Annotated in this window: 19 protein-coding genes and 1 pseudogene; 7 read left to right on the top strand and 13 right to left on the bottom strand. The window is 74.1% G+C overall.

Going from position 1 to position 21,484, the window contains the following annotated elements; translation table 11 throughout:
* Positions 1–179 precede the first annotated feature (179 nt).
* The 6 genes from PUR56_RS42495 to pdxH all read right to left on the bottom strand — a co-directional run bounded on the left by PUR56_RS42495 (position 180) and on the right by pdxH (position 9,046).
* The gene (locus tag PUR56_RS42495; RefSeq protein ID WP_329952946.1) at positions 180–1,286 is read right to left on the bottom strand and encodes an aKG-HExxH-type peptide beta-hydroxylase; all 1,107 of its coding nucleotides are present in this window, start codon (positions 1,284–1,286) and stop codon (positions 180–182) included.
* Positions 1,286–2,509, bottom strand: coding sequence for an FxsB family cyclophane-forming radical SAM/SPASM peptide maturase (locus PUR56_RS42490; protein ID WP_329952945.1), 1,224 nt, complete (start codon positions 2,507–2,509; stop codon positions 1,286–1,288). The genes PUR56_RS42495 and PUR56_RS42490 overlap by 1 nt, the downstream gene beginning before the upstream one ends.
* Positions 2,510–2,563: 54 nt before the next feature.
* Complete coding sequence (gene fxsT / locus PUR56_RS42485; protein ID WP_329952944.1) at positions 2,564–6,574, bottom strand: FxSxx-COOH system tetratricopeptide repeat protein; 4,011 nt, start codon at positions 6,572–6,574, stop codon at positions 2,564–2,566.
* Positions 6,564–7,967: a TIR-like protein FxsC gene (locus tag PUR56_RS42480; protein WP_329952943.1), complete on the bottom strand. Its 1,404-nt coding sequence runs from the start codon at positions 7,965–7,967 to the stop codon at positions 6,564–6,566. The genes fxsT and PUR56_RS42480 overlap by 11 nt, the downstream gene beginning before the upstream one ends.
* Before the next feature lie 135 nt (positions 7,968–8,102).
* Positions 8,103–8,288, bottom strand: coding sequence for an FxSxx-COOH cyclophane-containing RiPP peptide (gene fxsA, locus PUR56_RS42475; RefSeq protein ID WP_329952942.1), 186 nt, complete (start codon positions 8,286–8,288; stop codon positions 8,103–8,105).
* 125 nt (positions 8,289–8,413) lie between these two features.
* The gene (pdxH, locus tag PUR56_RS42470; RefSeq protein WP_329883362.1) at positions 8,414–9,046 is read right to left on the bottom strand and encodes a pyridoxamine 5'-phosphate oxidase; all 633 of its coding nucleotides are present in this window, start codon (positions 9,044–9,046) and stop codon (positions 8,414–8,416) included.
* Positions 9,047–9,462: 416 nt separating this feature from the next.
* Here pdxH and PUR56_RS42465 point away from each other — a divergent pair, with 416 nt between their 5' ends.
* The gene (locus PUR56_RS42465; protein ID WP_329952941.1) at positions 9,463–10,563 is read left to right on the top strand and encodes a citrate synthase 2; all 1,101 of its coding nucleotides are present in this window, start codon (positions 9,463–9,465) and stop codon (positions 10,561–10,563) included.
* Between the two features lie 300 nt (positions 10,564–10,863).
* A complete protein-coding gene (gene serC / locus PUR56_RS42460; protein ID WP_329883254.1) occupies positions 10,864–11,982 on the top strand; it encodes a phosphoserine transaminase in 1,119 nt (372 codons plus the stop codon).
* A 218-nt stretch (positions 11,983–12,200) separates the two neighbouring features.
* On the opposite strand, the gene PUR56_RS42455 is transcribed toward serC, so the two are convergent.
* On the bottom strand, positions 12,201–13,025 hold the full coding sequence (locus tag PUR56_RS42455) for an SDR family oxidoreductase (protein WP_329952940.1): 825 nt from the start codon (positions 13,023–13,025) through the stop codon (positions 12,201–12,203).
* Between the two features lie 84 nt (positions 13,026–13,109).
* Here PUR56_RS42455 and PUR56_RS42450 point away from each other — a divergent pair, with 84 nt between their 5' ends.
* Positions 13,110–13,775: a TetR/AcrR family transcriptional regulator gene (locus PUR56_RS42450; protein WP_329952939.1), complete on the top strand. Its 666-nt coding sequence runs from the start codon at positions 13,110–13,112 to the stop codon at positions 13,773–13,775.
* 105 nt (positions 13,776–13,880) lie between these two features.
* Here the strand turns inward: PUR56_RS42450 and thpR are convergent, their stop codons facing one another.
* On the bottom strand, positions 13,881–14,468 hold the full coding sequence (thpR, locus tag PUR56_RS42445; protein WP_329952938.1) for an RNA 2',3'-cyclic phosphodiesterase: 588 nt from the start codon (positions 14,466–14,468) through the stop codon (positions 13,881–13,883).
* Positions 14,469–14,513: 45 nt separating this feature from the next.
* Between thpR and PUR56_RS42440 the strand changes: the two genes are divergently transcribed.
* The gene (locus PUR56_RS42440; protein ID WP_329952937.1) at positions 14,514–15,032 is read left to right on the top strand and encodes a GNAT family N-acetyltransferase; all 519 of its coding nucleotides are present in this window, start codon (positions 14,514–14,516) and stop codon (positions 15,030–15,032) included.
* Between the two features lie 114 nt (positions 15,033–15,146).
* Here the strand turns inward: PUR56_RS42440 and PUR56_RS42435 are convergent, their stop codons facing one another.
* Both PUR56_RS42435 and PUR56_RS42430 read right to left on the bottom strand, forming a co-directional pair.
* Entirely contained in the window at positions 15,147–16,778 is a 1,632-nt protein-coding gene (locus PUR56_RS42435) for an MFS transporter (protein WP_380362759.1), read from the bottom strand.
* Between the two features lie 86 nt (positions 16,779–16,864).
* Positions 16,865–17,299: a MarR family winged helix-turn-helix transcriptional regulator gene (locus PUR56_RS42430; protein ID WP_329883249.1), complete on the bottom strand. Its 435-nt coding sequence runs from the start codon at positions 17,297–17,299 to the stop codon at positions 16,865–16,867.
* A gap of 176 nt (positions 17,300–17,475) precedes the next feature.
* Between PUR56_RS42430 and PUR56_RS42425 the strand changes: the two genes are divergently transcribed.
* A complete protein-coding gene (locus PUR56_RS42425; RefSeq protein ID WP_329952936.1) occupies positions 17,476–17,874 on the top strand; it encodes a VOC family protein in 399 nt (132 codons plus the stop codon).
* A 135-nt stretch (positions 17,875–18,009) separates the two neighbouring features.
* On the opposite strand, the gene PUR56_RS42420 is transcribed toward PUR56_RS42425, so the two are convergent.
* Complete coding sequence (locus tag PUR56_RS42420; protein ID WP_329883247.1) at positions 18,010–18,933, bottom strand: DUF4231 domain-containing protein; 924 nt, start codon at positions 18,931–18,933, stop codon at positions 18,010–18,012.
* A gap of 132 nt (positions 18,934–19,065) precedes the next feature.
* Between PUR56_RS42420 and PUR56_RS42415 the strand changes: the two genes are divergently transcribed.
* Positions 19,066–19,515, top strand: coding sequence for a VOC family protein (locus PUR56_RS42415; protein WP_329952935.1), 450 nt, complete (start codon positions 19,066–19,068; stop codon positions 19,513–19,515).
* 209 nt (positions 19,516–19,724) lie between these two features.
* Here the strand turns inward: PUR56_RS42415 and PUR56_RS42410 are convergent, their stop codons facing one another.
* On the bottom strand, positions 19,725–20,459 hold the full coding sequence (locus tag PUR56_RS42410; protein ID WP_329952934.1) for a GbsR/MarR family transcriptional regulator: 735 nt from the start codon (positions 20,457–20,459) through the stop codon (positions 19,725–19,727).
* A gap of 221 nt (positions 20,460–20,680) precedes the next feature.
* Between PUR56_RS42410 and PUR56_RS42405 the strand changes: the two genes are divergently transcribed.
* Entirely contained in the window at positions 20,681–21,346 is a 666-nt protein-coding gene (locus PUR56_RS42405) for a DUF4097 family beta strand repeat-containing protein (protein WP_329952933.1), read from the top strand.
* Between the two features lie 9 nt (positions 21,347–21,355).
* Here PUR56_RS42405 and PUR56_RS42400 read toward each other — a convergent pair.
* Positions 21,356–21,484 (bottom strand): annotated as a pseudogene (locus PUR56_RS42400) (IS5/IS1182 family transposase); the annotation flags it as partial.

Below are 21,484 nucleotides of genomic sequence, written 5' to 3'. Positions count from 1 at the left end.
TCGGCGTCGACCCAGGTGCCGGGCCCCTGCACCCCGGAAATTCACCCGTCCAGCGGTCGCGCGCCCGCCGATTCCTACGCCCCGGGACCTCTCGCCCCGCCCGCGGGGCCGCCACGGACGGGGCCCGGGCCGCCCCGGAGCCGCGCCGCGACCGGGGGCGGCCCCACGCCCCCACCCGGTCACTCGAACACGCGCACCACGCGCGCCATCTCCGCCACGAACGCGTCGCCGGCGGCCGTGAGTTCGCCGCTCCCCGCCAGGGTGCGCAGGGCGGCCCCGGTGTGCACCCGCCACCGGACGTGCTCGCGCTCGGCCCGGTCCCGGTCCGGCGCGCCGGCCGCGAGCTCGGCCCGCCAGAAGTCCGTGACGCCCAGGTGCGCGTAGGCGCCCTGGAGCAGAGCGCCCGCCGGCCGCAGGTCCTGCCGCCAGGGGGCGTGGTGGACGGCGGCCCCGTTCGGCCGGTGGAGCGGCACCAGGTCCATCAGGGCGCCGAGTTGGACGTGCAGGAACTCGTGTACCAGGGCCAGCGCCAGCAGCACCGGCTCGGCCGGGAGGGAGGCCGCCACCGCGCCGTGCGCGCGCCGGGCGGCGCCGCTGACCGCCGACCCGTCCGGCGCCGGCAGCAGCGGCACGAGGGTGGTGACGCAGGCGGCCACCGCCTCGGCGTGCGTGCGGTGGCGGCGCACCAGGATCTCCCACGCTCCGGCCAGCATCACTCCCCAGGAGGCGAGTTCGGCGGATCCGAGCGGCCCCGTCACGGGCCGCCCGTAGCCGGCCCGGCGCGGGCCGGTGTGATCGAGCAGCGGGGTCCAGCGCAGCCCGTCGCACTCCAACGGGACGGGCTCGCCGGCCGGCCCGCCCCGGACGAACTCCCCCAGCACGCCGAGCGGGGCTCCGCCCCCGGTGGCCCCGCCGGCCGCCAGGACGCGCAGGCAGTCGGCCGCCCACGCGTCCAACTCCGGTAGCAGCAAGACCTGTTCCCAGCGCTCCCGATCGCTCCCGCGGAGCTCCGCGAGTTCCTCGTAGGCAGCCGCGAAGCCGCCGTCGGCCGCCGGGATCGCCCGCCGCAGGGCGAGCAGCAGCAGCGCCCGCTTGCTCACCTGCCCGGCCCGCAGCAGCCGGACGGCGCCGGTCCCCCCGCGCGCGGCGGCGAGCGCCCGGAAGGTCTCCGTGTCCACCCCGTGCCGGGGCAGCCCGGCCCCTCCCCTGGCGGCGGGCACCCCGGGCGCCGGCCCACCCACCCCGGCAGAGCCGCCCACCGCATGCGCGCCCGTCGTCGCACCCATCACCGGCCTCCTCGACCCGTCGCACCCGCCACCGCACCCGACACCGCTCCCGATACCGGCGCACGGCCCAGCCCTGCCACGTCCTCCCGCAGCCGCCCCGCGATGTGGTGGATCAGCCGGGCCAGGTCCGCGCAGTACACCGAGGGCCGCCCGAAGTGCCCGTCGCCGTAGCGGTGGGCGTAGAGGCCGCCGCCGCAGACCGTCGCCAGCGGACAGGCGGCGCAGACCGGGCCGAGCCCGGCCAAGCCGCGCTGACGGGCCCGGAAGGCCGGGTGGGCGGCGGCGGTCGCGAAGTCGTGGCGCCACACGTCCAGGCCCGTCCCGGGCGCACCGTCGTACGCGGCCTTGAGGCTGTCCGCCTGCTCGATCGCGCCGTCCGTCTCGACCACCACCAGGTCCACCGGGGCCAGGCCGACGGCCTCGCTGGCGGCCCGCCCGCCGAGCAGCAGCACGGCGAGCTCCTCGAAGAGCCGTACGCCGGTCTCCCGGTGCGGCGCGCCGTACCAGCGGTCGAAGGCGGCGATCAGCCACCGGGCGTACGGCGTCGGTCCGTCGTCCCCGGCCGGGCCCGGCGGGGCCGAGGGCGCCGTCCGCCGCAGTCCGGGCGGCTGGGTCTCCCAGGTGCCGTGCGGCAGCAGCAGGTCGACCCGGGGCGGCGCGAACTCCAGCAGGGCCTCGTAGGTGGCCACGGGGTCGGCGGCGAGGTCCACCACGCAGAGCAGTCCGGCGAACAGCTCCCGGTGCTCGGCGGACCCCAGCAGTCGGACCGCCTCCGCCGTGCGTTCCCAGCTGCCCGCGCCGGAGCGGAACCGCCGGTGCCGGTCGTGATCGGCGGGCGCGCCGTCCAGCGAGACGCCGACGCCGACACGGTGCCGGTGCAACACCTCCCACAGCGCGGGCTCGGTGAGCAGCCGCAGTCCGTTGGTCTGCAGGCTGAACCGGACGCGCGGCGCGCAGGCCGTCAACTCCGCCAGCACGGATTCGAGATGGTCCGCACCGACGAGCAGCGGCTCGCCGCCGTGCAGGATCACGCCGACCTCGTCGAGCCCGTGGCGCTCCGTGTGCTCGGCGATCCGGCGGGCCGTCCGCCGGACCGTCCCGATCGCCATCCGCCGCGGCCGGTCGCGCCAACTCTGGTCCGCCGCCTCGTACATGTAGCAGTAGTCACAGGCCAGGTTGCACCGACTGTGGATCTTCAGCAGATACTGCCGGAACGGCACCATGGAGGCGAGCCTAGCGCCGCGGCGACCGCGACCCGCAGGCGATCCGACGGCCGGTCACACGGACGGCGGCTCGATGTCCGAGTCCAGCCGCAGGCCCGCCAGGACCGCCACGGTCGTCGGGTGTTCGTCCCCCAGGGTGCGCCGCGCCCGCCGGGCGCAGTCGGCGCGCAACTGGGCCGCGCGCTCCCGTTCGCCCGCGGCGACGAGCGAGAGCGCGAGGTTGGAGCCGATGCCGATGGCGTCGTAGTGGTCCGGGCCGAGGGTCTCGACCATGAGCGGCCGGGCCTCCTCCTCCAGGGCGAGGGCGGCGGCGGGCTCCCCCACCAGCACCAGGTCGTTGGCGTGGTTCATCATCGCGATCGGGATGTAGAGGTGACCGTCGCCGAGGACGGCCCGGAACTGGTCCAGCGTCCGCCCGGAGAGCTCGCGGGCCTCCTGGCCGCGGCCGGCGAGCCGGAGGTAGACGGAGAGGTTGTTGGCGCCGGCCAGGGTGACCGGGTGGTCCTCCCCGAGGTAGTCCCGGTACCGGGCGAGGGCCCGCTCGGCGAGCTGGATGGCCCGGTCGGTGTCGCCGAGCGCGTTGAGGTCGCTGGCCAGGTTGGTCGCGGCGGCCAGGGTGTCGGGGTGCTCGGGCCCGTTGATGTCGAGGTAGCGCTGGTAGATGTCCTCGTCGATCTCCAGCGCCTCGTTGTAGCGGCCGGCCCGGCGCAGCGCGACGGCGAGGTTCTTGCGGGCGCGCAGGGTGTCGGTGTGGCCGTCGCCGATGGTCTGCTGGTAGATCCGGACGGTCTCCTCCAGCAGGTCCAGCGCCTCCCGCAGCCGGCCGGTCTCGCGCAGGTCGCGGGCGTAGTTGGAGGCCGAGGAAAGCGCGTAGAGGCTGTGCGCCCCGAGCGCCTCCCGCTGCTGGAGGTAGTTGCTGCGGTGGCGTTCCAGGGCGGCCCGGCGGTCCCCCGCGAGGTAGTCGGAGACGGCCAGGTTGTTGGTGATCATGAGGGTGCGCGGGTGGTCGGGTCCGAGCGTGCGCCGGGCCGCGTCCAGCGTCCGGCGGTCCAGCGCCCGGGCCTCCCGGTAGCGGCCGAGCGAGCGCAGGTCGGCGCCGAGGCTGTTGGCGACGGCGAGGGTGTGGGAGTGCTCCGGGCCGAGGGTGTCGGTGAACCGCTCCAGGATGTCCTTGTCCATCGCGTACGCCTCGTGCAGGGCGCCCTGGGAGCGCCGGATGTTGCTGAGCTGGGTGCGCAGCATCAGGGTCTGCGCGTCGTTGTCGGCGTCGAAGCCGGGGCCGCCGAAGCCGGGCCGCCGCCAGTGCTCCAGGGTGCGCTCGGCGAGCTCGCGGCCGGACTCGTGCAGGCTGCGCTTCCACTGGTAGCGCACCGAGTCGATGATCCACTGCCGGACGTCCTCGTCGGCGCTCCCGGTCGCGGCGGACGGCCAGAGGTGGGGCAGCAGGGCGGCGTACTGCGGCCAGTTGGCGGGGACGTCGGGCTCGCCGGGGTTGGCGGCTGCGAGCGCGGCGTGCACCACGCCCCGGATCTCGGACCGCTCGTGCCCGTCCACCTGGTCGCGGAGCACCGCCTGGACCAGCCGGTGCACGGTGATGGTCCCGCTGCCCTGGTCGGTACGGGCCAGGCCGTACCGGTTGATCGCGCGCAGGAACTCGCCGATCGCCAGCTTGTCGCGGGGCGCGCGGGGCGGCAGGCGCAGGGCGTGGGTCACCGGCCGGCTGTAGAGCAGCCGCATCGGGATGGCGTCCGGGCCGAAGAAGGCACAGATCTCCAGGATCTGGGCGGCCGGCGCGTTGACGCCGCGCAGCTCCTCCACCGAGATCCGCCAGGTCGCGGCGGCGGAGTGCGGGTACTCGGCGGGGCGGAGCCGGGTGCGCTCCAGCATCTCGGTGAGGGCGTCGTCGAGCAGTTCCAGGTAGGTGGAGAACGGCATCGAGGTCTCCTGCAGCCAGACGGCGGCCTGCCCGATGGCGAGCGGGAGGTCGCCGAGCCGGTCGGCGACCTGGTCGGCGTCGGCGGGGGCGAGACCGGTGTTGAAGCGGCGCAGCAACCGGATGCTCTCCTCCCGGAGGAACACGTCGACCTCCGCCAGCCCGGCGTGCTTGGACCAGCCCTGGTTGCGGGAGGTGATCAGCACGTGGCCGCCGGAGGGGCCGGCCGGCAGCCAGGGCGCGAGCTCGTCGGGGGTGCCGGCGTTGTCGTAGACCAGCAGCCAGCGCCCGTGGGGCTGGCCGCGGCGCAGCGCGTCGAGCACGGCGGCGGCGGTGTGCGCGACGTCGTCGCTGCTCTCCACCCCGAGCCGGGGCGCCAGCTCGGCGAGCTTCTGCGGGATGTTGGCGGGTTCCTCGGCGGGCACCCACCAGACGACGTCGTAGGCGGCCTTGAAGCGGTGCGCGTACTCGGCCGCGATCTGCGACTTGCCCGCGCCGCCGAAGCCGTACAGCACCTGGCTGAGGACGGCGGCGGACCCGGCGGTGAAGCGGTTGCGGAGCAGTTCGAGGAGCCGGCCGCGACCGGTGAAGGAGGCGTTGCGCGAGGGCACCTCCTGGATCCGCGGCGCGGCCCCGGGGAAGCGCGCAGGAGTGGCGAACTCGCCGCTGTCGGTGTCCGGTTGACGGCTCGACCCGGGCGGCGGACCGAGCTCGTTGTAGAGCTGGGACTCCGCGAGCAGGGCGGAGGAGCGGACGAGGTCGGGCGCGGCCGGGCCGACGAACGGGCGGGGCACCGGCTCGTCCGAGCCCTGGAGCCGCAGCGCGACCAGCAGCGGTGAACCGCTGACCGGATCGCGCCCGCCGAGCAGCTGCCAGGCCTCGGCGGCGCGGGCCAGCGCGGTGTACTCGGGCGAGAGCAGGGCGAGCATCCGGCCCTGCCCGTCCAGCGGGCCGGCGGCCTCCGGGGGCGGCCCGGTGTGCGTCTCCGCGGCGTTGTGCAGCGAGGTCTGGTAGCCGAAGCCGGTGAGGGTGGCCGCGGCCCACTCGGCCCACATCCGGTCCTCGGGGGCGTAGCTGACGTACACCTGGCGGGGCGTGGTGCGGGTGGAGCGCAGGTAGGCGCCGTACAGCCGGCGGCGGGCCTCGCCGGTGAGCGGGCGCAGCGCGCGGACCCGGCCGTCGGTGATCCAGGCGGCCAGCCGTTCGAAGGCGTTGAGCAGGCTGCGCGCCTCCTGCGGTCGGTCGGCGACGGTGGCGGGCACCTCCTCGTACGCGTAGAAGGGCTTGTAGGGGACTTCGACGTCGCTCCAGTAGCCGACCCGGCGGTCGGCCGGGAGCCAGCGGCCGAGGTAGGGGGCGAAGGCCTCGCGGGCGTAGTCCCGGCCGGCCTCCAGCCGCTCCTGTTCGGCGTCCTCGACCCGCATCGGGACGGGCAGGACCCGGATCGCCCGCTCCTCGGCCTCGGCGATGGTGCGCGCGGCGTCGACCCCGCCGCGGATGTTCTGGGCACTGAAGGTGAAGCAGTCGACGACGGTGTCGGGCATCAGCACGGTGCAGATGCCGGAGGTGTCGCTGACCCCGGTGCGGCTGTCGATCAGCACGTAGTCGTAGGCCAGCGCCCAGCGTTCGCGCAGCTCGCGCAGGAACTCTCCGCCCCGGATGTCCCGGCCGTGGTAGAAGCTGCGCCAGTTGAAGCTGGTCACGGCGGCGGGGTACGCGGCGTTCTGCCGGCCGGCGGGCAGGAAGTCGAGGCGACCGCCGTCCGGCAGGTCGAGCGCGAGTCCGCAGATGTAGGCGTCGAGCCGGCCCGGCTCGTCCAGCCAGGCACCGGGGGCGAGGCCGGCCGGCCCCACCGCGGAGGGCAGCGCCTGCTTGACGTAGGCGCGCAGCAGGTCGATCAGGCCGTCGGTGGCGTGCAGCTCCGGGTCGACCAGCAGCGGGTGGTAGTAGCGGTGCAGGCCGGGCGCCTCCAGGTCCCAGTCGACCACGAGGACGCGCAGGCCGCGGCTGGCGAGGATCCAGCCGACGTTGGCCAGGGCCATGGTTCTGCCGGTGCCGCCCTTGAAGGAGTAGAAGGTGACGACCGTTCCCGGTCCGGTCCGCTCCGGCTCCAGGCCGGGCTCAGCGAACATCGTCCTGATCCCCCTTCAGCGGCACTGCCGCGCCGTCCGGGCTGCGGCGCGGGCCCGGTGGCCACGCCGGAACGGCCAGCCCGGGCATCGCCGGACCGGCTTCCGCACCGCCCGGACCGAGGCCGAAGACGGCACCGTCGCCATCGTCCCCCCAATCGAAGTTGTCGTCCATGAGCTTGTTCTGAGCGATCGTCACCATGATGGTGAGCTGGTTGTCGAAGCTCTCCCGGGGCACCGCGACGCGGAACAACTGCTCCGGGTCGCTCCGGCGCAGCCAGCTCCGGCGGAACACTCCGCGCACGCCGGCCCAGAGCGCGTCGCGCTCCGGGCCGGCGGCCGGGTCGCCGCTGCCGACCGGGACCATCACCCCGGTGACCGGGTGGTTCTGCTCGTCGTACTCGCGCAGCGCCGTCCGGTAGGCGTCGCTGCCGGCCACCCACGGGTCCACCAGCAGCACGCTCACCTGGTTGTCCTCACGGGCCCGGTCGAGCCACTCGCCGAGGCCGGGGGCGACCTCCTCCAGGGTGGTGGTGTGCCCGGCCGCGGTGATCACCTGCTGGGCCCGGACCACCAGCGACGGGTGGGTCGGCGGATGGTACGGGGCCCAGTGCCAGGGTTTGGCGCCGTACCAGCCGCCCCGGCGGGCGGGTCCGGGCTGGGCGGGGACGGCACCGGGCCCGGCCTGGCCGGGGACCGCGCCGTCGGGCGCCCGTTCCGCGCCCCGGCCGGGCGGCGGGTCGGAGGCCCGCCCCGCGGCGACGAAGAGCCGGACCATCCCGGCCGTGGGCGCGGGCCGCACGGGGGGCGCCACCGGGAAGTAGCCGCGGACGGCGCCGAGGTCGAAGTCGGGCAGCTCGGTGAGCCGGCGGGCGGCGGCGTCCCTGATCCGCTCGGCCACCACCCGCACCACCTGCCGGTACTCGGCGCCGAGCGGGTCCGTGCGCAGCAGGTCGCGAAGGCCCGAGCGGACGTAGGTCTCGCCCATGCCCTGCTGGACGTACTGAATCTTCAGGACCTCGTCGGGCAGCGCGTCCGGCAGGGACTCCCAGAGCACCGGGACGAGCGCCGGGACGACGTCACCGGCCAGCTCCTCGTGCCGGCGGACCCGGCCGCGGAAGGCCGTCCACTCCTTGCCGCAGTAGAGGCTCGCGAAGTAGGCCGGGGAGTAGAGCGCCACCATGGTCCGGCAGCGGGCCAGCATGCGGGCCAGCTGCTGCTCCCAGTTGTCGCCGAGGCGCAGCCGCTCGGTGTCCCGGTAGGCGATCTCGTCGGCGCCGGCGGCGGGCTCGATCAGGCCGAGCTCGTCCCTCAGGTCGTTGAAGAACTGGTCGACGAAGGCGTCCTCGGCCTCGTAGTCGCGACGCGCGTAGCTGAAGAAGAAGTACGGTCGCATGACATCCCCCGGACCTGACTGTGCCGCGCCTGCGCTGGTGTCATACCCAGCATGTCGCGAACTCCACCGGTCGCGCGGGCGAGTCGGCAAACCCGACCGCGAGGAACGGGACGGCCGCGGCGGGAACCGGGACGGCTACAGCGCGGATTGGAAGGCCGCGAAGGGCTCCGCACCGGGGGCCAGGGCATCCGCGACGACCCGGCGCAGGAGTTCGCCGAGCACGGTGTCGGGCAGCGCGTCGAGCTCGCCGAGCGGCAGGGCGGTGACGTCGACCAGGTCAGAGCCGAGCCCAGAGGCGGTTTCCGCGCCGGTGACGCCCATCAGTCCCTCACTCGATCGTCTCGGCCCGGGGGGCCGGCGGCCGGGCCGGAGGCCCGGCCTGCGACGCGCATCCTACACCTGATCTTGACGGGCCATCAGTTCCGCTGCGGGCGCCGCGCCAGGCTTCACGGGCAGAGCCGCTCCACCCGCCAGCCGGTCGGCGCGGCCGGGTCGGCCAGGTAGCGCAGCCGGTCGTGCAGCCGGTTCTCCCGGCCCTGCCAGAACTCGACGATCTCCGGCACCACCCGGTAGCCGCCCCAGAACGGCGGCACCGGCACCCCCTCGCCCTCCGGGTAGCGCCGCTCCAGCTCCGCGTACCGCTGCTCCAGCACCTCGCGGGAGGCGACCGGGCTGGACTGCTCGCTGGCCCAGGCGCCGAGCTGCGAGCCGTGCGGGCGCGTCCGGAAGTAGGCGGCGGTCTCGTCCCGGCCGACCTTCTCCACCCGGCCCTGGACGATCACCTGGCGGGCCAGCGCGATCCACGGGAAGAGCAGCGCCGCGTGCGGATTGGCGGCCAGCTCGGTGCCCTTGCGCGAGCCGTAGTTGGTGAAGAAGACGAAGCCGCGGGCGTCGAAGCCCTTGAGCAGGACCGTCCGCGAGCCGGGCCGCCCCTCGGCGTCGGCGGTGGAGAGCACCATGGCGTTGGGCTCCACCACCCCGGCCTCGTCCGCGTCGTGGAACCACCGGGTGAACTGGGCGACCGGCTCCGCGGCGAGCCGCTCCTCGACCAGTCCCTCGTGCGCGTAGTGCTTGCGCATCACGGTGAGGTCCGGTCCGGGGCGGGCCTCGTCGGCCAGGATCCGGGTGACGGGGGTCAGGGGCGTCGACTGGGCGCGGTCCGGGGTCTGCACGTCAACATCATCCCGTACGACAAGCAACCGGCACCGCTACCTCCGGACAAACCCCGGTGGGAGATAAGGTGACTCGCCACCGTTCGGCCGCCCGTCGTACGGTGATTTGTCCGGAATCTGGGCCGCGGTTCCGGAGATTCGCCGGACACGACCGGTCTTCGGGCGAAAAGTCAAGCGGGCCCCCGGAAAACATCAGCACGGTGGTGTATGGCGTAATGCACCCCGTGCCTGTCACCCTGGCACCGAGTGCCAACCACCATTCGGTCACAGGCGTGCCTCCCCACCACGGCGGCCCGCCGATCGCAGAACTGAAGGAGCCGTGCATGTCCGACTTCGTACCCGGGCTCGAAGGTGTCGTCGCTTTCGAGAGCGAGATCGCCGAACCCGACCGTGAAGGCGGCGCCCTGCGGTACCGAGGCGTCGACATCGACGACCTGGTCGGCCACGTCTCCTTCGGCCATGTCTGGGGCCTGCTGGTCGACGGCAAGTTCAACCCCGGCCTGCCGGCCGCCGAACCCTTCCCGATCCCCGTCCACTCCGGCGACATCCGGGTGGACGTGCAGTCCGCCCTCGCCATGCTCGCCCCGGTCTGGGGCCTCAAGCCGCTGCTGGACATCGACGCCGCGCAGGCCCGCGACGACCTCGCGCGCGCCGCCGTCATGGCCCTCTCCTACGTGGCCCAGTCCGCCCGCGGCCAGGGTCTGCCGATGGTCCCGCAGAGCGAGATCGACAAGGCCGAGACGGTCGTCGAGCGGTTCATGATCCGCTGGCGGGGCGAGCCCGACCCGAAGCACGTCAAGGCCATCGACGCCTACTGGACGTCCGCCGCCGAGCACGGCATGAACGCCTCCACCTTCACCGCCCGCGTCATCGCCTCCACCGGCGCCGACGTCGCGGCCGCCCTCTCCGGCGCGGTCGGCGCGATGTCCGGCCCGCTGCACGGCGGCGCGCCGTCCCGGGTGCTCGGCATGATCGAGGAGATCGAGCGCACCGGCGACGCCACCACCTGGGTCAAGAACGCGCTGGACAAGGGCGAGCGCCTGATGGGCTTCGGCCACCGCGTCTACCGCGCCGAGGACCCGCGTGCCCGCGTGCTGCGCCGCACCGCCAAGGAGCTCGGCGCGCCGCGCTTCGAGGTCGCCGAGGCGCTGGAGAAGGCCGCGCTGGAGGAGCTGCACAACCGCCGTCCGGACCGTGTGCTGGCCACCAACGTCGAGTTCTGGGCCGCCATCATGCTGGACTTCGCCGAGGTCCCCGCACACATGTTCACCTCGATGTTCACCTGTGCCCGGACCGCCGGCTGGTCGGCGCACATCCTGGAGCAGAAGCGCACGGGCCGGCTCGTGCGCCCCGCTGCGCGCTACATCGGCCCCAACCCGCGCAGCCCCCACGACATCGAGGGCTACGAGGCCATCGCCCGCTGAGTCCACCGGGCCGCCGGGCCACCAGGCCGCCGGGCCACCAGGTCACCAGGCCGCCGGGCCGCCGAGCCGCCGAGCCGGCTGATTTCGCCGCTCACGGCGCGGGGCACTCCGCGCCCCGCGTGCACCGCGCGCCCTGCACGCCCCCCGGCCACCCCGACCGCCCTGAACTGAGCCCCTGCGAAACAGCGGGTCCGGTACCGACCGGACCCGCTGTTTCCGCAGCTCGCGGCCGGGAAGATCGCATCTCAGCGGGCGGACTCCCGTCGATTCCCGGTCGACCCGGCCGGTAGGCTGCCGCCCGTGGCTCAGATCCAGATCCCCGCTGACATCAAGCCCGCAGACGGCCGTTTCGGCTGCGGCCCGTCCAAGGTGCGCCCCGAGGCCCTGAGTGCCCTCGCCGCCACCGAGACCTCCCTGCTCGGCACCTCGCACCGCCAGGCCCCGGTCAAGAACCTGGTCAAGCGCGTGCGCGAGGGCGTGAGCAGCCTCTTCTCCCTCCCCGAGGGGTACGAGGTGGTCCTCGGCAACGGCGGGTCCACCGCCTTCTGGGACATCGCGGCTTTCGGCCTGGTGCGGGAGAAGTCCCAGCACCTCGACTTCGGTGAGTTCTCCTCCAAGTTCGCCTCCTCGGTCAAGGCCGCGCCGTGGCTCGCCGAGCCGAGCGTGATCAAGACCGCCCCGGGCACCCACCCGCTGCCGGTCGCCGAGGCGGGCGTGGACGTCTACGCGCTCACCCACAACGAGACCTCGACCGGTGTCGCGATGCCCATCGCGCGTCCGGCCGGCGGCGACCAGGGCTCGCTGGTCCTGGTGGACGCCACCTCGGGTGCCGGCGGCCTGCCGGTGGACATCACCGAGACCGACGTCTACTACTTCGCCCCGCAGAAGTCCTTCGCCGCCGAGGGCGGCCTCTGGCTGGCGACCTTCTCCCCGGCCGCGCTGGAGCGCGCCGCCGAGATCGCCGGCTCCGGCCGCTACATCCCGCCGTTCTTCGACCTGCCGACGGCCATCGACAACTCGTCGAAGGACCAGACGTACAACACCCCGTCGATCGCCACCCTGTTCCTCCTGGCCGACCAGCTGGAGTGGCTCAACGGCAACGGCGGGCTCGACTGGGCCGTCGCCCGTACGGCTGATTCCTCGTCCCGCCTGTACGGCTGGGCCGAGAAGTCCTCGTTCGCCAGCCCGTTCGTGGCGAACCCGGACGAGCGTTCGCAGGTGGTCGGCACGATCGACTTCGACGACGCCGTGGATGCCGCCGCCGTCGCCAAGGCACTGCGTGCCAACGGCATCGTCGACACCGAGCCGTACCGCAAGCTGGGCCGCAACCAGCTGCGCGTCGCGATGTTCCCGGCCGTCGACCCGGCCGACGTCGAGGCGCTCACCGCCTGCATCGACTACGTGGTCGGACAGCTCTGATCCCGACCGGTCGGCACGACGGACGAAGGGCCACCGCCTCCGGGCGGTGGCCCTTCCCGTTCTCCGGGGACGTCTGCGGCCCCCTCGCCGGGGACGCTACTGGCCGACCAGTGAGCTGATCAGCACGACGACCAGCAGCAGCACCAGGGCTCCGGTCACGATACGCATACGAGTCTTGGGATCCACGGTCAACGAGCGTACCCCCGGCCCGCCGGCGGTCAGACGCCGAGGTTGGACCCCCCGCTCGCGTCCAGGTTCTGGCCGGTGACCCAGCGGGCGTCGTCGGAGGCGAGGAACGCGACGACGTCCGCCACGTCGGACGCCTCGCCGACCCGGTCGAAGGCCGAGTAGGCGGCGACCCGGGCGCGCGCCCGCGGGTCGTCCAGCCAGGGGTTGACGTCCGTGGCGACCACGCCCGGCAGCACCGCGTTGACGGTGATCCCGCGCGGTCCCAGCTCCTCGGCGAGGGTGAGCGTCAGGGTGTTCAGCGCTCCCTTGGTCATCGCGTAGGCGATCGCCGTCGGGAACGCCACCCGGGTGACGCCGGAGGAGACGTTGACGATCCGGCCGCCGTCGCGCAGCCGCTCCAGGCCGTGCCGGACGACGAAGAACGGCGCCCGCGCGTTGACCGCGAACACCTTGTCGAAGTCGGCCTCGGCCACCTCGTGGATCCGCCCGTACTGGCCGATCCCGGCGTTGTTGACCAGGATGTCCAGGCTGCCCGCCGCCCCCTGCCCGGCCGGCCCCCGGCCTTCTGCCCCTTCCCCCGCCGCCCTCTGCCCTGCCAGCCCCGCGTCGAAGGCTGCCCAGAGCGCTTCGGCGTCGCCGGGGACGCCCAGCTCGGCACCGACCGCGAAGGCCCGGCCGCCGGCGTGCTCGATCGTCTTGACGACCTCCTCGGCCGCCGCCGCGTTCCGTCCGTAGTGGACGGCGACCAGGGCGCCGTCCCGCCCCAGCCGCTCGGCGATCCCCCGCCCGATGCCCCGGCTGCCGCCCGTGACCAGCGCCGTCCTCCCCGCCAGCCTGCCCGTCGACGTCCCCATGGCTACGCCCTCCCATTTATGTAGCGGTCGCTAATGAAAGGAACCGTAGCACGCCTTCTGTAGTGGTCGATATAGAATCACCCCATGGCGACGACGAGCAGCGCGAAGAGCGGCACCACCACGACGGGAGCGGGCGCCGCACCGACCGCCGGCGCCCGGGCCGGCGCCGCGCAGCGCGGCCGGCCCCGCTCCTTCGACCGCGAGGCCGCCCTGGAGCAGGCGTTGCGGCTGTTCTGGGAACGCGGCTACGAGGCGACCTCGGTCGCCGACCTCACCGCCGTCATGGGCATCCGCCCGCCGAGCCTCTACGCCGCCTTCGGCGACAAGCGCGCGCTCTTCGACGAGGTGGTCGCCCGCTACCGGGAGAGCCACGGCGCCTACTCCGCCCGCGCGCTCGCCGAGGAGCCCACCGCCCGGGCGGGGGTGGCCCGGATGCTGCGCGAGGCCGCCGCCGAGGCCACCGACCCCGACCACCCGTGGGGCTGCCTGCTGATCAGCTCGACGGTCAACTGCACCTCGCCGGAGGTGGTCGAGGCCGTCCGGGCGCTGCGCAACGCCAACGTCCGGGCCCTGGAGTCGCTGATCCGGGCCGACGTCGCGGCCGGGCACGAGCCCGCCGGGGCCGACCCGGCGGCGCTGGCCCAGTTCACCGCGACCGTGGTCCAGGGCATGTCGCAGCGCGCCCGCGACGGCGCGACCCGCGCCGAGCTGGAGCGGGTCGCCGCCGACGCGATGCGCGTGTGGCCCTGACCGGGCCCCCTCGGCCCCGGCCCGCCCGGTTCCGGCCTGCCCCGGCCCGCGGGAACCCGGCCCGCGGGAACCGGGCCTGCGGGAACCGGGCCCGCCGTCCGGCTCTCAGCTCCAGCGGGCCAGCGGCCAGGAGCGGACCGTCTCGTAGTGCGCGAACCCGCCGTCCTGCTCGCTCTTCATCAGGTGCAGCTCGGCGGCCTCCCACTCCGGCCCCCGGTACTCCCCGAGCGCCAGTGCCAGCCCGTCCAGCTCCGCCGCCGCCGCCCGCTGCACCGCCCGCCGGTGCCCGCGCGTCGAGCCGGCCCGGGCCAGGGTCAGATGCGGGTGGAAGCTGAACGCGTCCACCTCACCCACCACCCCGGCGGTGGCGTCGTTCACCGCTTCGGCCAGCCGGCGCAGCGCCCAGGTCCGGCCCTCCACCCCGGCCCAGAGCACCCGGTCCCCGAACCGGCCGGCGCCGGCCAGCCGCAGCGGGTGCGCCGCGTGCACCTCGGCCACCCCGGCCAGACCCGTTTCGAGCTCCGGCACCCGCTCGACCGGCACCTCACCGAGGAACGCCAGCGTCAGGTGCCAGCCCTCGACCGCCGTCCAGCGGAGCCGGTCGGCCCCGGGCAGCTCGCGCACCGGCGCCACCGCGTCGACCAGCCCCTGCAATGCCTCCACCGGCGGCAGCACCGCCACAAAGAGCCTCATGGGGCCATCTTCCCGCGCACGACGGTTTGGGCTAGAACGGTTTTCATGAAGATCCGCAACGGGGGTCCCGAGGACATCCCCGACATCCTCGCCCTGCTCGACGGCGCCGTCGCCTGGCTCGCCTCCCAGGGCCGGACGCGGCAGTGGGGCAGTCACTCGTTCAGCGGCACCCAGGCCAGGGTGGAGCACATCGCGAAGTACGGCGCCGAGCCGTACCTGATCCGGCTCGCGGTGGCCGACGACGGCCGGGCGGTCGGCTCCTGCGTCCTCTCCGAGGAGCGGCCCGACTACGCCACCCCGGTGGACGAGCCCGAGGTGTACATCCGCAACCTGGTGACCGACCGGTCCCGGAAGGGCTCGGGGATCGGCGCCGCGCTGATCGCCGACGCGATCGAGGAGACCCGCCGCCGGGGCATCGGCCTGCTCCGGGTGGACTGCTTCGCCGGGGGCGACCGCAAGCTGGTCGGCCAGTACCGGGCGCTCGGCTTCACCGAGACGGAGTCCTTCGAGGTCGAGCAGCCGGCCGGCCCCTGGCAGGGCCAGATCCTCGCGATCAGGGTCTGAGCCGCCGGCCCGGCACGAGCCCGCCGGACGGCGCCCGCCCCGGTCCGGCCCCCTCCGCCCGGCCCAGTCCGCCGCCGGCCCGGCCCCCTCCGCGGGGTCCGGGCCGGTGCGGCGTCAGCAGGCGGCGGCGAGCTCGGACTTGGCCGGCGCCGCGGTGCGCGGCACGAGGGCCACCACCCGGCCGCCGTGCCCCGGGTGCAGGGCGAAGCGGAGCCGCAGGTCGGCGCTGCGGGCCAGCACCAGGCCGACCACACCGGCCGCCAGGGCCGAGACCAGTCCACAGGCCAGCAGCCCGAGCCTGGGCCCGTACGAGGCGGTGACCCAGCCGACGATCGGCGCGCCGATCGGCGTGCCACCGGTGAACACCAGCACCAGCAGGCCCATCACCCGGCCGCGCATCGCGGGCTCGGTGGCCAGCTGGAGCGCGGCGTTGACCGAGGTGTTGAAGCTCAGCCCGAACACGCCGATCAGGGTGAGCAGCGCGGCGAAGGTCCAGTAGCCGGGCGCGAACGCGGCCACCACCTCCAGCAGGCCGAAGGCCAGCGCGGCGCCCACCAGCCGGCGCAGCCTGGGCGCGCCGCGCCGGGCCGCGATCAGCGCGCCGGTCAGCGAGCCGACCGCCATCGCGGTGTTCAGCAGGCCGTACTGCCCGGCGCCGACGTGGAAGGTGTCGGTCGCGAAGCCGGAGAGCAGCGTCGGGAAGTTGAATCCGAAGGTGCCGATGAACCCGGCCAGCACCATGGGCCAGAGCAGTTCCGGCCGCTCCTTCACGTACCGCAGGCCCTCGCGCAGCTGGCCCTTCTCACGGGCGATCGGCGCGGTCGGGCGCAGTTCGCCCGGCCGCATGGCGAGCAGCCCGCCGATCACGGCGGCGAAGGAGAGCGCGTTCACCGCGAACGCCCAGCCGCTGCCGACCGCGGCGATCAGCAGGCCCGCCACGGCGGGGCCGACCAGCCGGGCGGTCTGGAAGTTGGCGGCGTTCAGGCTGACCGCGTTGGCGAGGTCCTTCGGGCCGACCATCTCGGAGACGAAGGCCTGCCGGGTCGGGTTGTCCACCACGGTGACCAGGCCGAGCAGCAGCGCGAAGACGTACACGTAGTACGGGGTCACGACGCCGCCGACGGTCAGCACGGCGAGGCCGGCGGCGAGCAGGCCCATCGCCCCCTGGGTGAAGATCAGCAGCCGGCGCTTGGGCATCCGGTCCGCGAGCACCCCGCCGAACAGGCCGAGCAGCAGCATCGGCAGGAACTGCATGGCGGTGGTGATGCCGACGGCGAGCGGGCTGCCGGTGAGGCTGAGCACCAGCCAGTCCTGGGCGATCCGCTGCATCCAGGTACCGGTGTTGGACACCACCTGACCGGCGAAGTAGTAGCGGTAGTTGCGGACGCGCAGGGAGGAGAACATCCCCCCGGGCCGGGTGAAACGGGCACCGGCCGGTGCGTCGGCCTCCGCCGTGGGAGGCGTGGCCTCGGAGAGGGGCCGCGCGGGGCGCGCCGCGGGAGGGGTGGCGGCGGGCGCCGGGTGGGCGCGTCCGGGAGCGGCGGGGTCCTCCGCCGCGGTGCGTTCGTCGGGGTCGTCGTCGCCGTTGCCCGGCAGCCCCGTCGGGGCGGGCGCCTCGGCGTCGGCTGCCGCGGCGCCCGCTGCGGCGGGGTCGGCGGTCCGGTGGTCGTCGGTGCGGATGGCGGCGCTGGCTGCGGCCGGCGGTGTCACGGTGGTCTCCCCTCGCGGCGCGACGGCCCGTGGCATGGCCGTCGCGCTCCTGGTTTCGGTGGTCGGTCCTGCGGTGATGCGGTTCTCCTTCGTCCTCCGGCGGCTGACCGGAACGGCGGTGCCTAGAGGTGTGCGAGCTTGTAGAGCACGGGCGCGGCCTCGCGCAGGACGGCCCATTCCTCCTCGTCGAGCCCCTCGGCGAGCTCGGCGAGCCAGGCGTTCCGGCGGCTTCGGCTCTCCGCCAGGATCGTCTCGGCCTGTTCGGTACTGCTGACGACCACCTGACGGCGGTCCTCCGGGTGCGGCTCTCGCCGCACGAGGCCCTTCTCCTCCAGCATCGCGACGATCCTGGTCATCGAGGGCGGCTGTACGTGCTCCTTCCGGGCGAGCTCACCCGGTGTGGCCTTCCCGCACCGTGCGAGGGTGCCCAGCACTCCGATCTCGGTAGGGCTGAGCGACTCCTCGACCCGCTGGTGACGCAGGCGACGGGAGAGGCGCATGGCGGACGATCGCAGCTGACTGATGGCTACGAGGTCCTGCTCGGACATCTCGGGCATGTCCTTAGCCTACGTCATTACTCTCGCTAAAGAAAACCGGTTTCCCGCCCTCCTGCCGTCCACCACCCCGCCCGGGGCCGGCTCGCGGTCCGGCCCGCCGTGCCGTGGGCCGCGCCGAGCGCGATGCTGGAAGCACGGGTACCCACCCATCCCTCAGGAGAAGGGCCGACCAGACCATGTCCGACCTCGCCACCGAGCAGAACGACACCGGCTTCGCCCGGCTCGCCATGGTCACCATCGACTGCGCCGACCCGGTCGCGCTGGCCGCCTTCTACGGTGAGCTGCTCGGGTGGGAGACGCGGCACGCGGACGAGCGGTTCGCGATCCTGGACAACCCGGAGGGCGGCAGCCCGCTCGGCTTCGGGCGCGTCAACGGCTACCGGCCGGAGCCCTGGACCGAGCCGGACGGCGGCAAGCACTTCCACCTGGACTTCTACGTCGACGACCTGGAGGCGACCACCGCCCGCGCGCTGGCCCTCGGCGCGACCGAGCCCACGTACCAGCACGGCCGGACGCTCAAGGTCCTGATCGACCCGGCCGGCCACCCGTTCGGTCTAGCGCCCCTGGACTCCTGACCGCGCCGGCGACCCCCGCCGGACCGCCGCCCGCGCACGCCGACGGGGCCCGCCGCCGACGCGGCCGGGCCCCTCGCCCTTCTCCTGCCTCCCGCGCCTCCCGCGCCTCCCGCATCCGTCCGGCCGGCGGCCCCGTCAGCGCGGGAAGGCCCGGCGCGCACGCCAGGTGGTGTGCTCGCGCGACACCGCGTCCTCCGCCTCGGCCGCCAGCCGGGCCCAGCGCTGCTCGGCGTCCGGAGCCCGCACGTCGAGGTCGGAGAGCTGGTTGCCGACGTTCTCCAGCTCGCGCGCCGCCAGCTGGTACGCGGCCGCCAGCGGGCGGAGCTGCTTCAGCTGGGTCCAGGCGATGATCGACGCGGCCGCCGCCGAGCTCGCCCCGAAGACGTGCACCTGCAGTGCGCCGGTCGCCTGCGCGATCGCCGCGGCGGCGCCGATGATGATCAGCGTCGCGATGCCCAGCCCCCAGGTGACCGCCTGCGACTCGCAGGACTCGGCCCGCGAGCGGTACCACGTCCGCTGCCCCTCCACCCGGGTGCGCAGGTACAGCGTCCGCCGGGCCGTCAGCGACTCCGCCCGCACCCGGCGCATCTCCGGCGTGATCTCGGCCGCCGTCCCCGGCGGCACGATCTCCGGGTCCTCGAACGCCCGCAGCACGTCCTCCATCTGGAGCAGGTAGCCCCGGTCGACGTCGGCCGAATCCGCGTCACCCTCGAACGGCCCGGCCCGTACGGAGTACTTCCAGGCCAGCGTCTTCACCGACTCGGCCGCCGCCCGCGCCTCGTACCACCGCCCCTGCGGGTTGCTTCGGCGAAGCCGTGACCAGAAATAGCCCGCGATCAGGAACGCCACCACCGAGAAGAGCGGGACGAGGCTGCCCTCGTCCGGATCGTCCGGACCGGGCAGCGCCCCGACCGCGGCCGCGAGCACCAGCATCCCGATCAGGCCCCGGTACCAGCGCAGTGTCTGCTGCTGCCCCTCCAGGGACGCCCGGTCCGCCGTCCGGAACAGCTCCGGCAGCAACTGCGCCTCCACCCCCGCCGGCGGGTCTTCTCGCACCATCAGCCGATCCCCCTCCCCGCTCTCCGTCCAGCCAGTATTCCCTCCACCAACTGCCCTACACGGCCACCTTTTTGACACCCCGCGCCGAACGGTGATTGCCCGTCACCCATGATTACCGGTATAACCGGTTACATGCCACTGCACTGGAAGCTCGTCATCGACTGTGCCGACCCGCACCGCCAGGCCGCCTTCTGGGCCGCCGCCCTCGACTACACGGTCGAGGACCACAGCGCCCTGATCGACCGCCTGCTGGCCGCCGGAGCCGCCGGCCCCGACCTCGTCACCGAGGTCGGGGGCCGCCACGCCTGGCGCACCCTGGCCGCCGTCCGCCACCCCGAGGACCCGCACGACCCGGCCACCGACACCGGGCTCGGCCGCCGCCTCCTCTTCCAGCAGGTCCCCGAACCGAAGCAGGGCAAGAACCGCCTGCACCTCGACGTGCATCCGGAGCCCGGCACCCGCGACGACGCCGTCGAGCGCCTCCGGGCCCTCGGCGCCACCGTCCTCACCCGCGTCGACGAGCCGGCCGGTTCGTGGGTCGTCATGCAGGACCCCGAGGGCAACGAGTTCTGCGTCCACTAGAGCCTGTCCGCCGGGCGAGCTCCGGTGCGGCCGCAGGGGCGATCCGCCCGCCCCGCCGGCCCTGCCGCGGGAGCGTCGGACCGGGACCGGACGAGAGCCGCAGGCGCACCGCCGGCCGGCTGCGGCTCTCCGCGTTCCGTGCGGTTCACCGAGGGCCGACCGGCCGGCCCGCTCGACACCGGCCGAGCCGTGCGGCGCGGGCCGGGCCCTCAGGTCGTACCGCCCGCCCCCGGCTCGACCCGCGTGTGGAGGATCTCGCGGGCCTGCTCGGCGGCCCGGGTGATGCTCTCGCTGACGAAGTCGACGAAGCGGGCGATGTTCTCCAGGCGCGCCGCGGCCGGGGTGTCGGCGCCGAGGATGCCGACACCCTGCCGTGCGATCTCGACGAGTTGGGCGGTGGCGCGGGCGCTGGCGATCATCGTCTGGTACCAGACGTCGTCGTCGACGACGTAGCGCTCGCGCCGGCGTTCGTCGCGCTCCCGGCGGACGAGGCCCTGGCTGTCGAGGAACGTGACCGCCTTGGAGACGGACGCCGGGCTGACCTGGAGGCGCTGGGCGAGTTCGGACGCGGTGAGGCTGCCCGTGTCGGTGAGGGTGAGACAGGCCATCACCCGCGACATCATCTTGGGCATGCCCGAAGCCATCAGGACGGTGGTGAACGTCTCCTCGTACTCGCGCACCGCCTCGGCGTCGCGGCCGTGGGCCTGCGCGGGCTCCTGCGCGCCCCGGGGGGCGGTCGGCGTGCGCCGGTGGGCCCGGCGTTCGGTGGCGCGGTGGGCCAGGTCGGCCCGGTAGGCGGTGGGGCCGCCGTTGCGCATCACCTCGCGCGTGACGGTCGAGGTAGGGCGGTCGAGGCGCCTGGCGATCTCCGCGTAGGCAAGCCCGTCGGCCACCCCCGACGCGATCTGCTGGCGTTCCTGCTGGGTGAGCCTGCCTCCCGGCATCGCGGCCTCCTTCATGGTCGGTGATGCCCCAGCATAGCGTTCACATCCAAATCATTGCAACGCACCCGCTGGTGATCGTTGCATTTGATTCGAAGCCTTCGCAACGATCTCAAGCCTTCTATCTGCATCAATAGGATTTCTGCGCAACGAGCTTGTTGCCGAGACTTGGAAAGCAACGTAGCTTTTCCATCGTCAGAAACGACAAGCCGAAGGACAGCATCATGCAGAAGTTCGACACCCCCGCCCCGGTCGCCACCGTCCTCGACATCCCCGCAGGACGCATCCGGCTCATCGCCGCCGACCGGGCCGACACCACGGTCGCGATCCTCCCCGCCGACCCCTCGAAGAGCCGCGACGTGAAGGCCGCCGAGCAGACCACCGTCGAGTACGCCGACGGCGCCCTGCGGATCCGGACCTCGGCCGACAACCGGCTCCTCGGCTCCTCCGGCCACGTCGAGGTGACCGTTCACCTGCCCGCCGGCTCCCGCGTCGACGCCAAGGCCGCCACCGCCGAACTCCGCAGCACCGGACGCCTCGGCGACGTCACCGTCGAGCTCTCCCACGGCTCGGTCGAACTCGACGAGACCGCCGGCGCCCACCTCACCCTCCTCGCCGGCGACATCTCGGTCACCCGCCTCGGCGGCCCCGCCGAGATCAGCACCCGCAAGGGCGACATCCGGATCACCGAGGCCGTCCAGGGCACCGTCACGCTGCGCACCGAGGCCGGCGGGATCGAGGTCGGCGCCGCCCGCGGAGTCTCCGCCGCCCTGAACGCCGGCACCGGCCACGGCCGGATCCACAACGCACTCCGGAACGCCGACGGCGCCGCCGACCTGACCGTCCACGCGACCACCGGCCACGGCGACATCACCGCCCGCAGCCTCTAAGAAGACATCTCATTTGGATAGCCGTCGGGTGCAGATGAGGGCTGCGGCGATGCTGGCGAAGGCTGCGAAGTGGTCGGCCTTGCGTTCGTAGCGGCGGTGCAGCCGGCGGAAGCCGCCGAGCCAGGCGACGGTGCGCTC

The organism is Streptomyces sp. BE303 (assembly GCF_036290945.1).
Lineage (GTDB): Bacteria > Actinomycetota > Actinomycetes > Streptomycetales > Streptomycetaceae > Kitasatospora.
The sequence above is the reverse complement of the archived record's forward strand: the minus strand, read 5'-3'. Positions and strand labels throughout refer to the sequence as shown.

Bases quoted from the DNA above. Each gene is read 5' to 3' on its own strand.
- PUR56_RS42495 (WP_329952946.1), bottom strand. From the start codon at position 1,286: ATGGGTGCGACGACGGGCGCGCATGCGGTGGGCGGCTCTGCCGGGGTG.
- PUR56_RS42490 (WP_329952945.1), bottom strand. From the start codon at position 2,509: ATGGTGCCGTTCCGGCAGTATCTGCTGAAGATCCACAGTCGGTGCAAC.
- fxsT (WP_329952944.1), bottom strand. From the start codon at position 6,574: ATGTTCGCTGAGCCCGGCCTGGAGCCGGAGCGGACCGGACCGGGAACG.
- PUR56_RS42480 (WP_329952943.1), bottom strand. From the start codon at position 7,967: ATGCGACCGTACTTCTTCTTCAGCTACGCGCGTCGCGACTACGAGGCC.
- fxsA (WP_329952942.1), bottom strand. From the start codon at position 8,288: ATGGGCGTCACCGGCGCGGAAACCGCCTCTGGGCTCGGCTCTGACCTG.
- pdxH (WP_329883362.1), bottom strand. From the start codon at position 9,046: ATGCGCAAGCACTACGCGCACGAGGGACTGGTCGAGGAGCGGCTCGCC.
- PUR56_RS42465 (WP_329952941.1), top strand. From the start codon at position 9,463: ATGTCCGACTTCGTACCCGGGCTCGAAGGTGTCGTCGCTTTCGAGAGC.
- PUR56_RS42455 (WP_329952940.1), bottom strand. From the start codon at position 13,025: ATGGGGACGTCGACGGGCAGGCTGGCGGGGAGGACGGCGCTGGTCACG.
- PUR56_RS42450 (WP_329952939.1), top strand. From the start codon at position 13,110: ATGGCGACGACGAGCAGCGCGAAGAGCGGCACCACCACGACGGGAGCG.
- thpR (WP_329952938.1), bottom strand. From the start codon at position 14,468: ATGAGGCTCTTTGTGGCGGTGCTGCCGCCGGTGGAGGCATTGCAGGGG.
- PUR56_RS42440 (WP_329952937.1), top strand. From the start codon at position 14,514: ATGAAGATCCGCAACGGGGGTCCCGAGGACATCCCCGACATCCTCGCC.
- PUR56_RS42435 (WP_380362759.1), bottom strand. From the start codon at position 16,778: ATGCCACGGGCCGTCGCGCCGCGAGGGGAGACCACCGTGACACCGCCG.
- PUR56_RS42430 (WP_329883249.1), bottom strand. From the start codon at position 17,299: ATGCCCGAGATGTCCGAGCAGGACCTCGTAGCCATCAGTCAGCTGCGA.
- PUR56_RS42425 (WP_329952936.1), top strand. From the start codon at position 17,476: ATGTCCGACCTCGCCACCGAGCAGAACGACACCGGCTTCGCCCGGCTC.
- PUR56_RS42420 (WP_329883247.1), bottom strand. From the start codon at position 18,933: ATGGTGCGAGAAGACCCGCCGGCGGGGGTGGAGGCGCAGTTGCTGCCG.
- PUR56_RS42415 (WP_329952935.1), top strand. From the start codon at position 19,066: ATGCCACTGCACTGGAAGCTCGTCATCGACTGTGCCGACCCGCACCGC.
- PUR56_RS42410 (WP_329952934.1), bottom strand. From the start codon at position 20,459: ATGCCGGGAGGCAGGCTCACCCAGCAGGAACGCCAGCAGATCGCGTCG.
- PUR56_RS42405 (WP_329952933.1), top strand. From the start codon at position 20,681: ATGCAGAAGTTCGACACCCCCGCCCCGGTCGCCACCGTCCTCGACATC.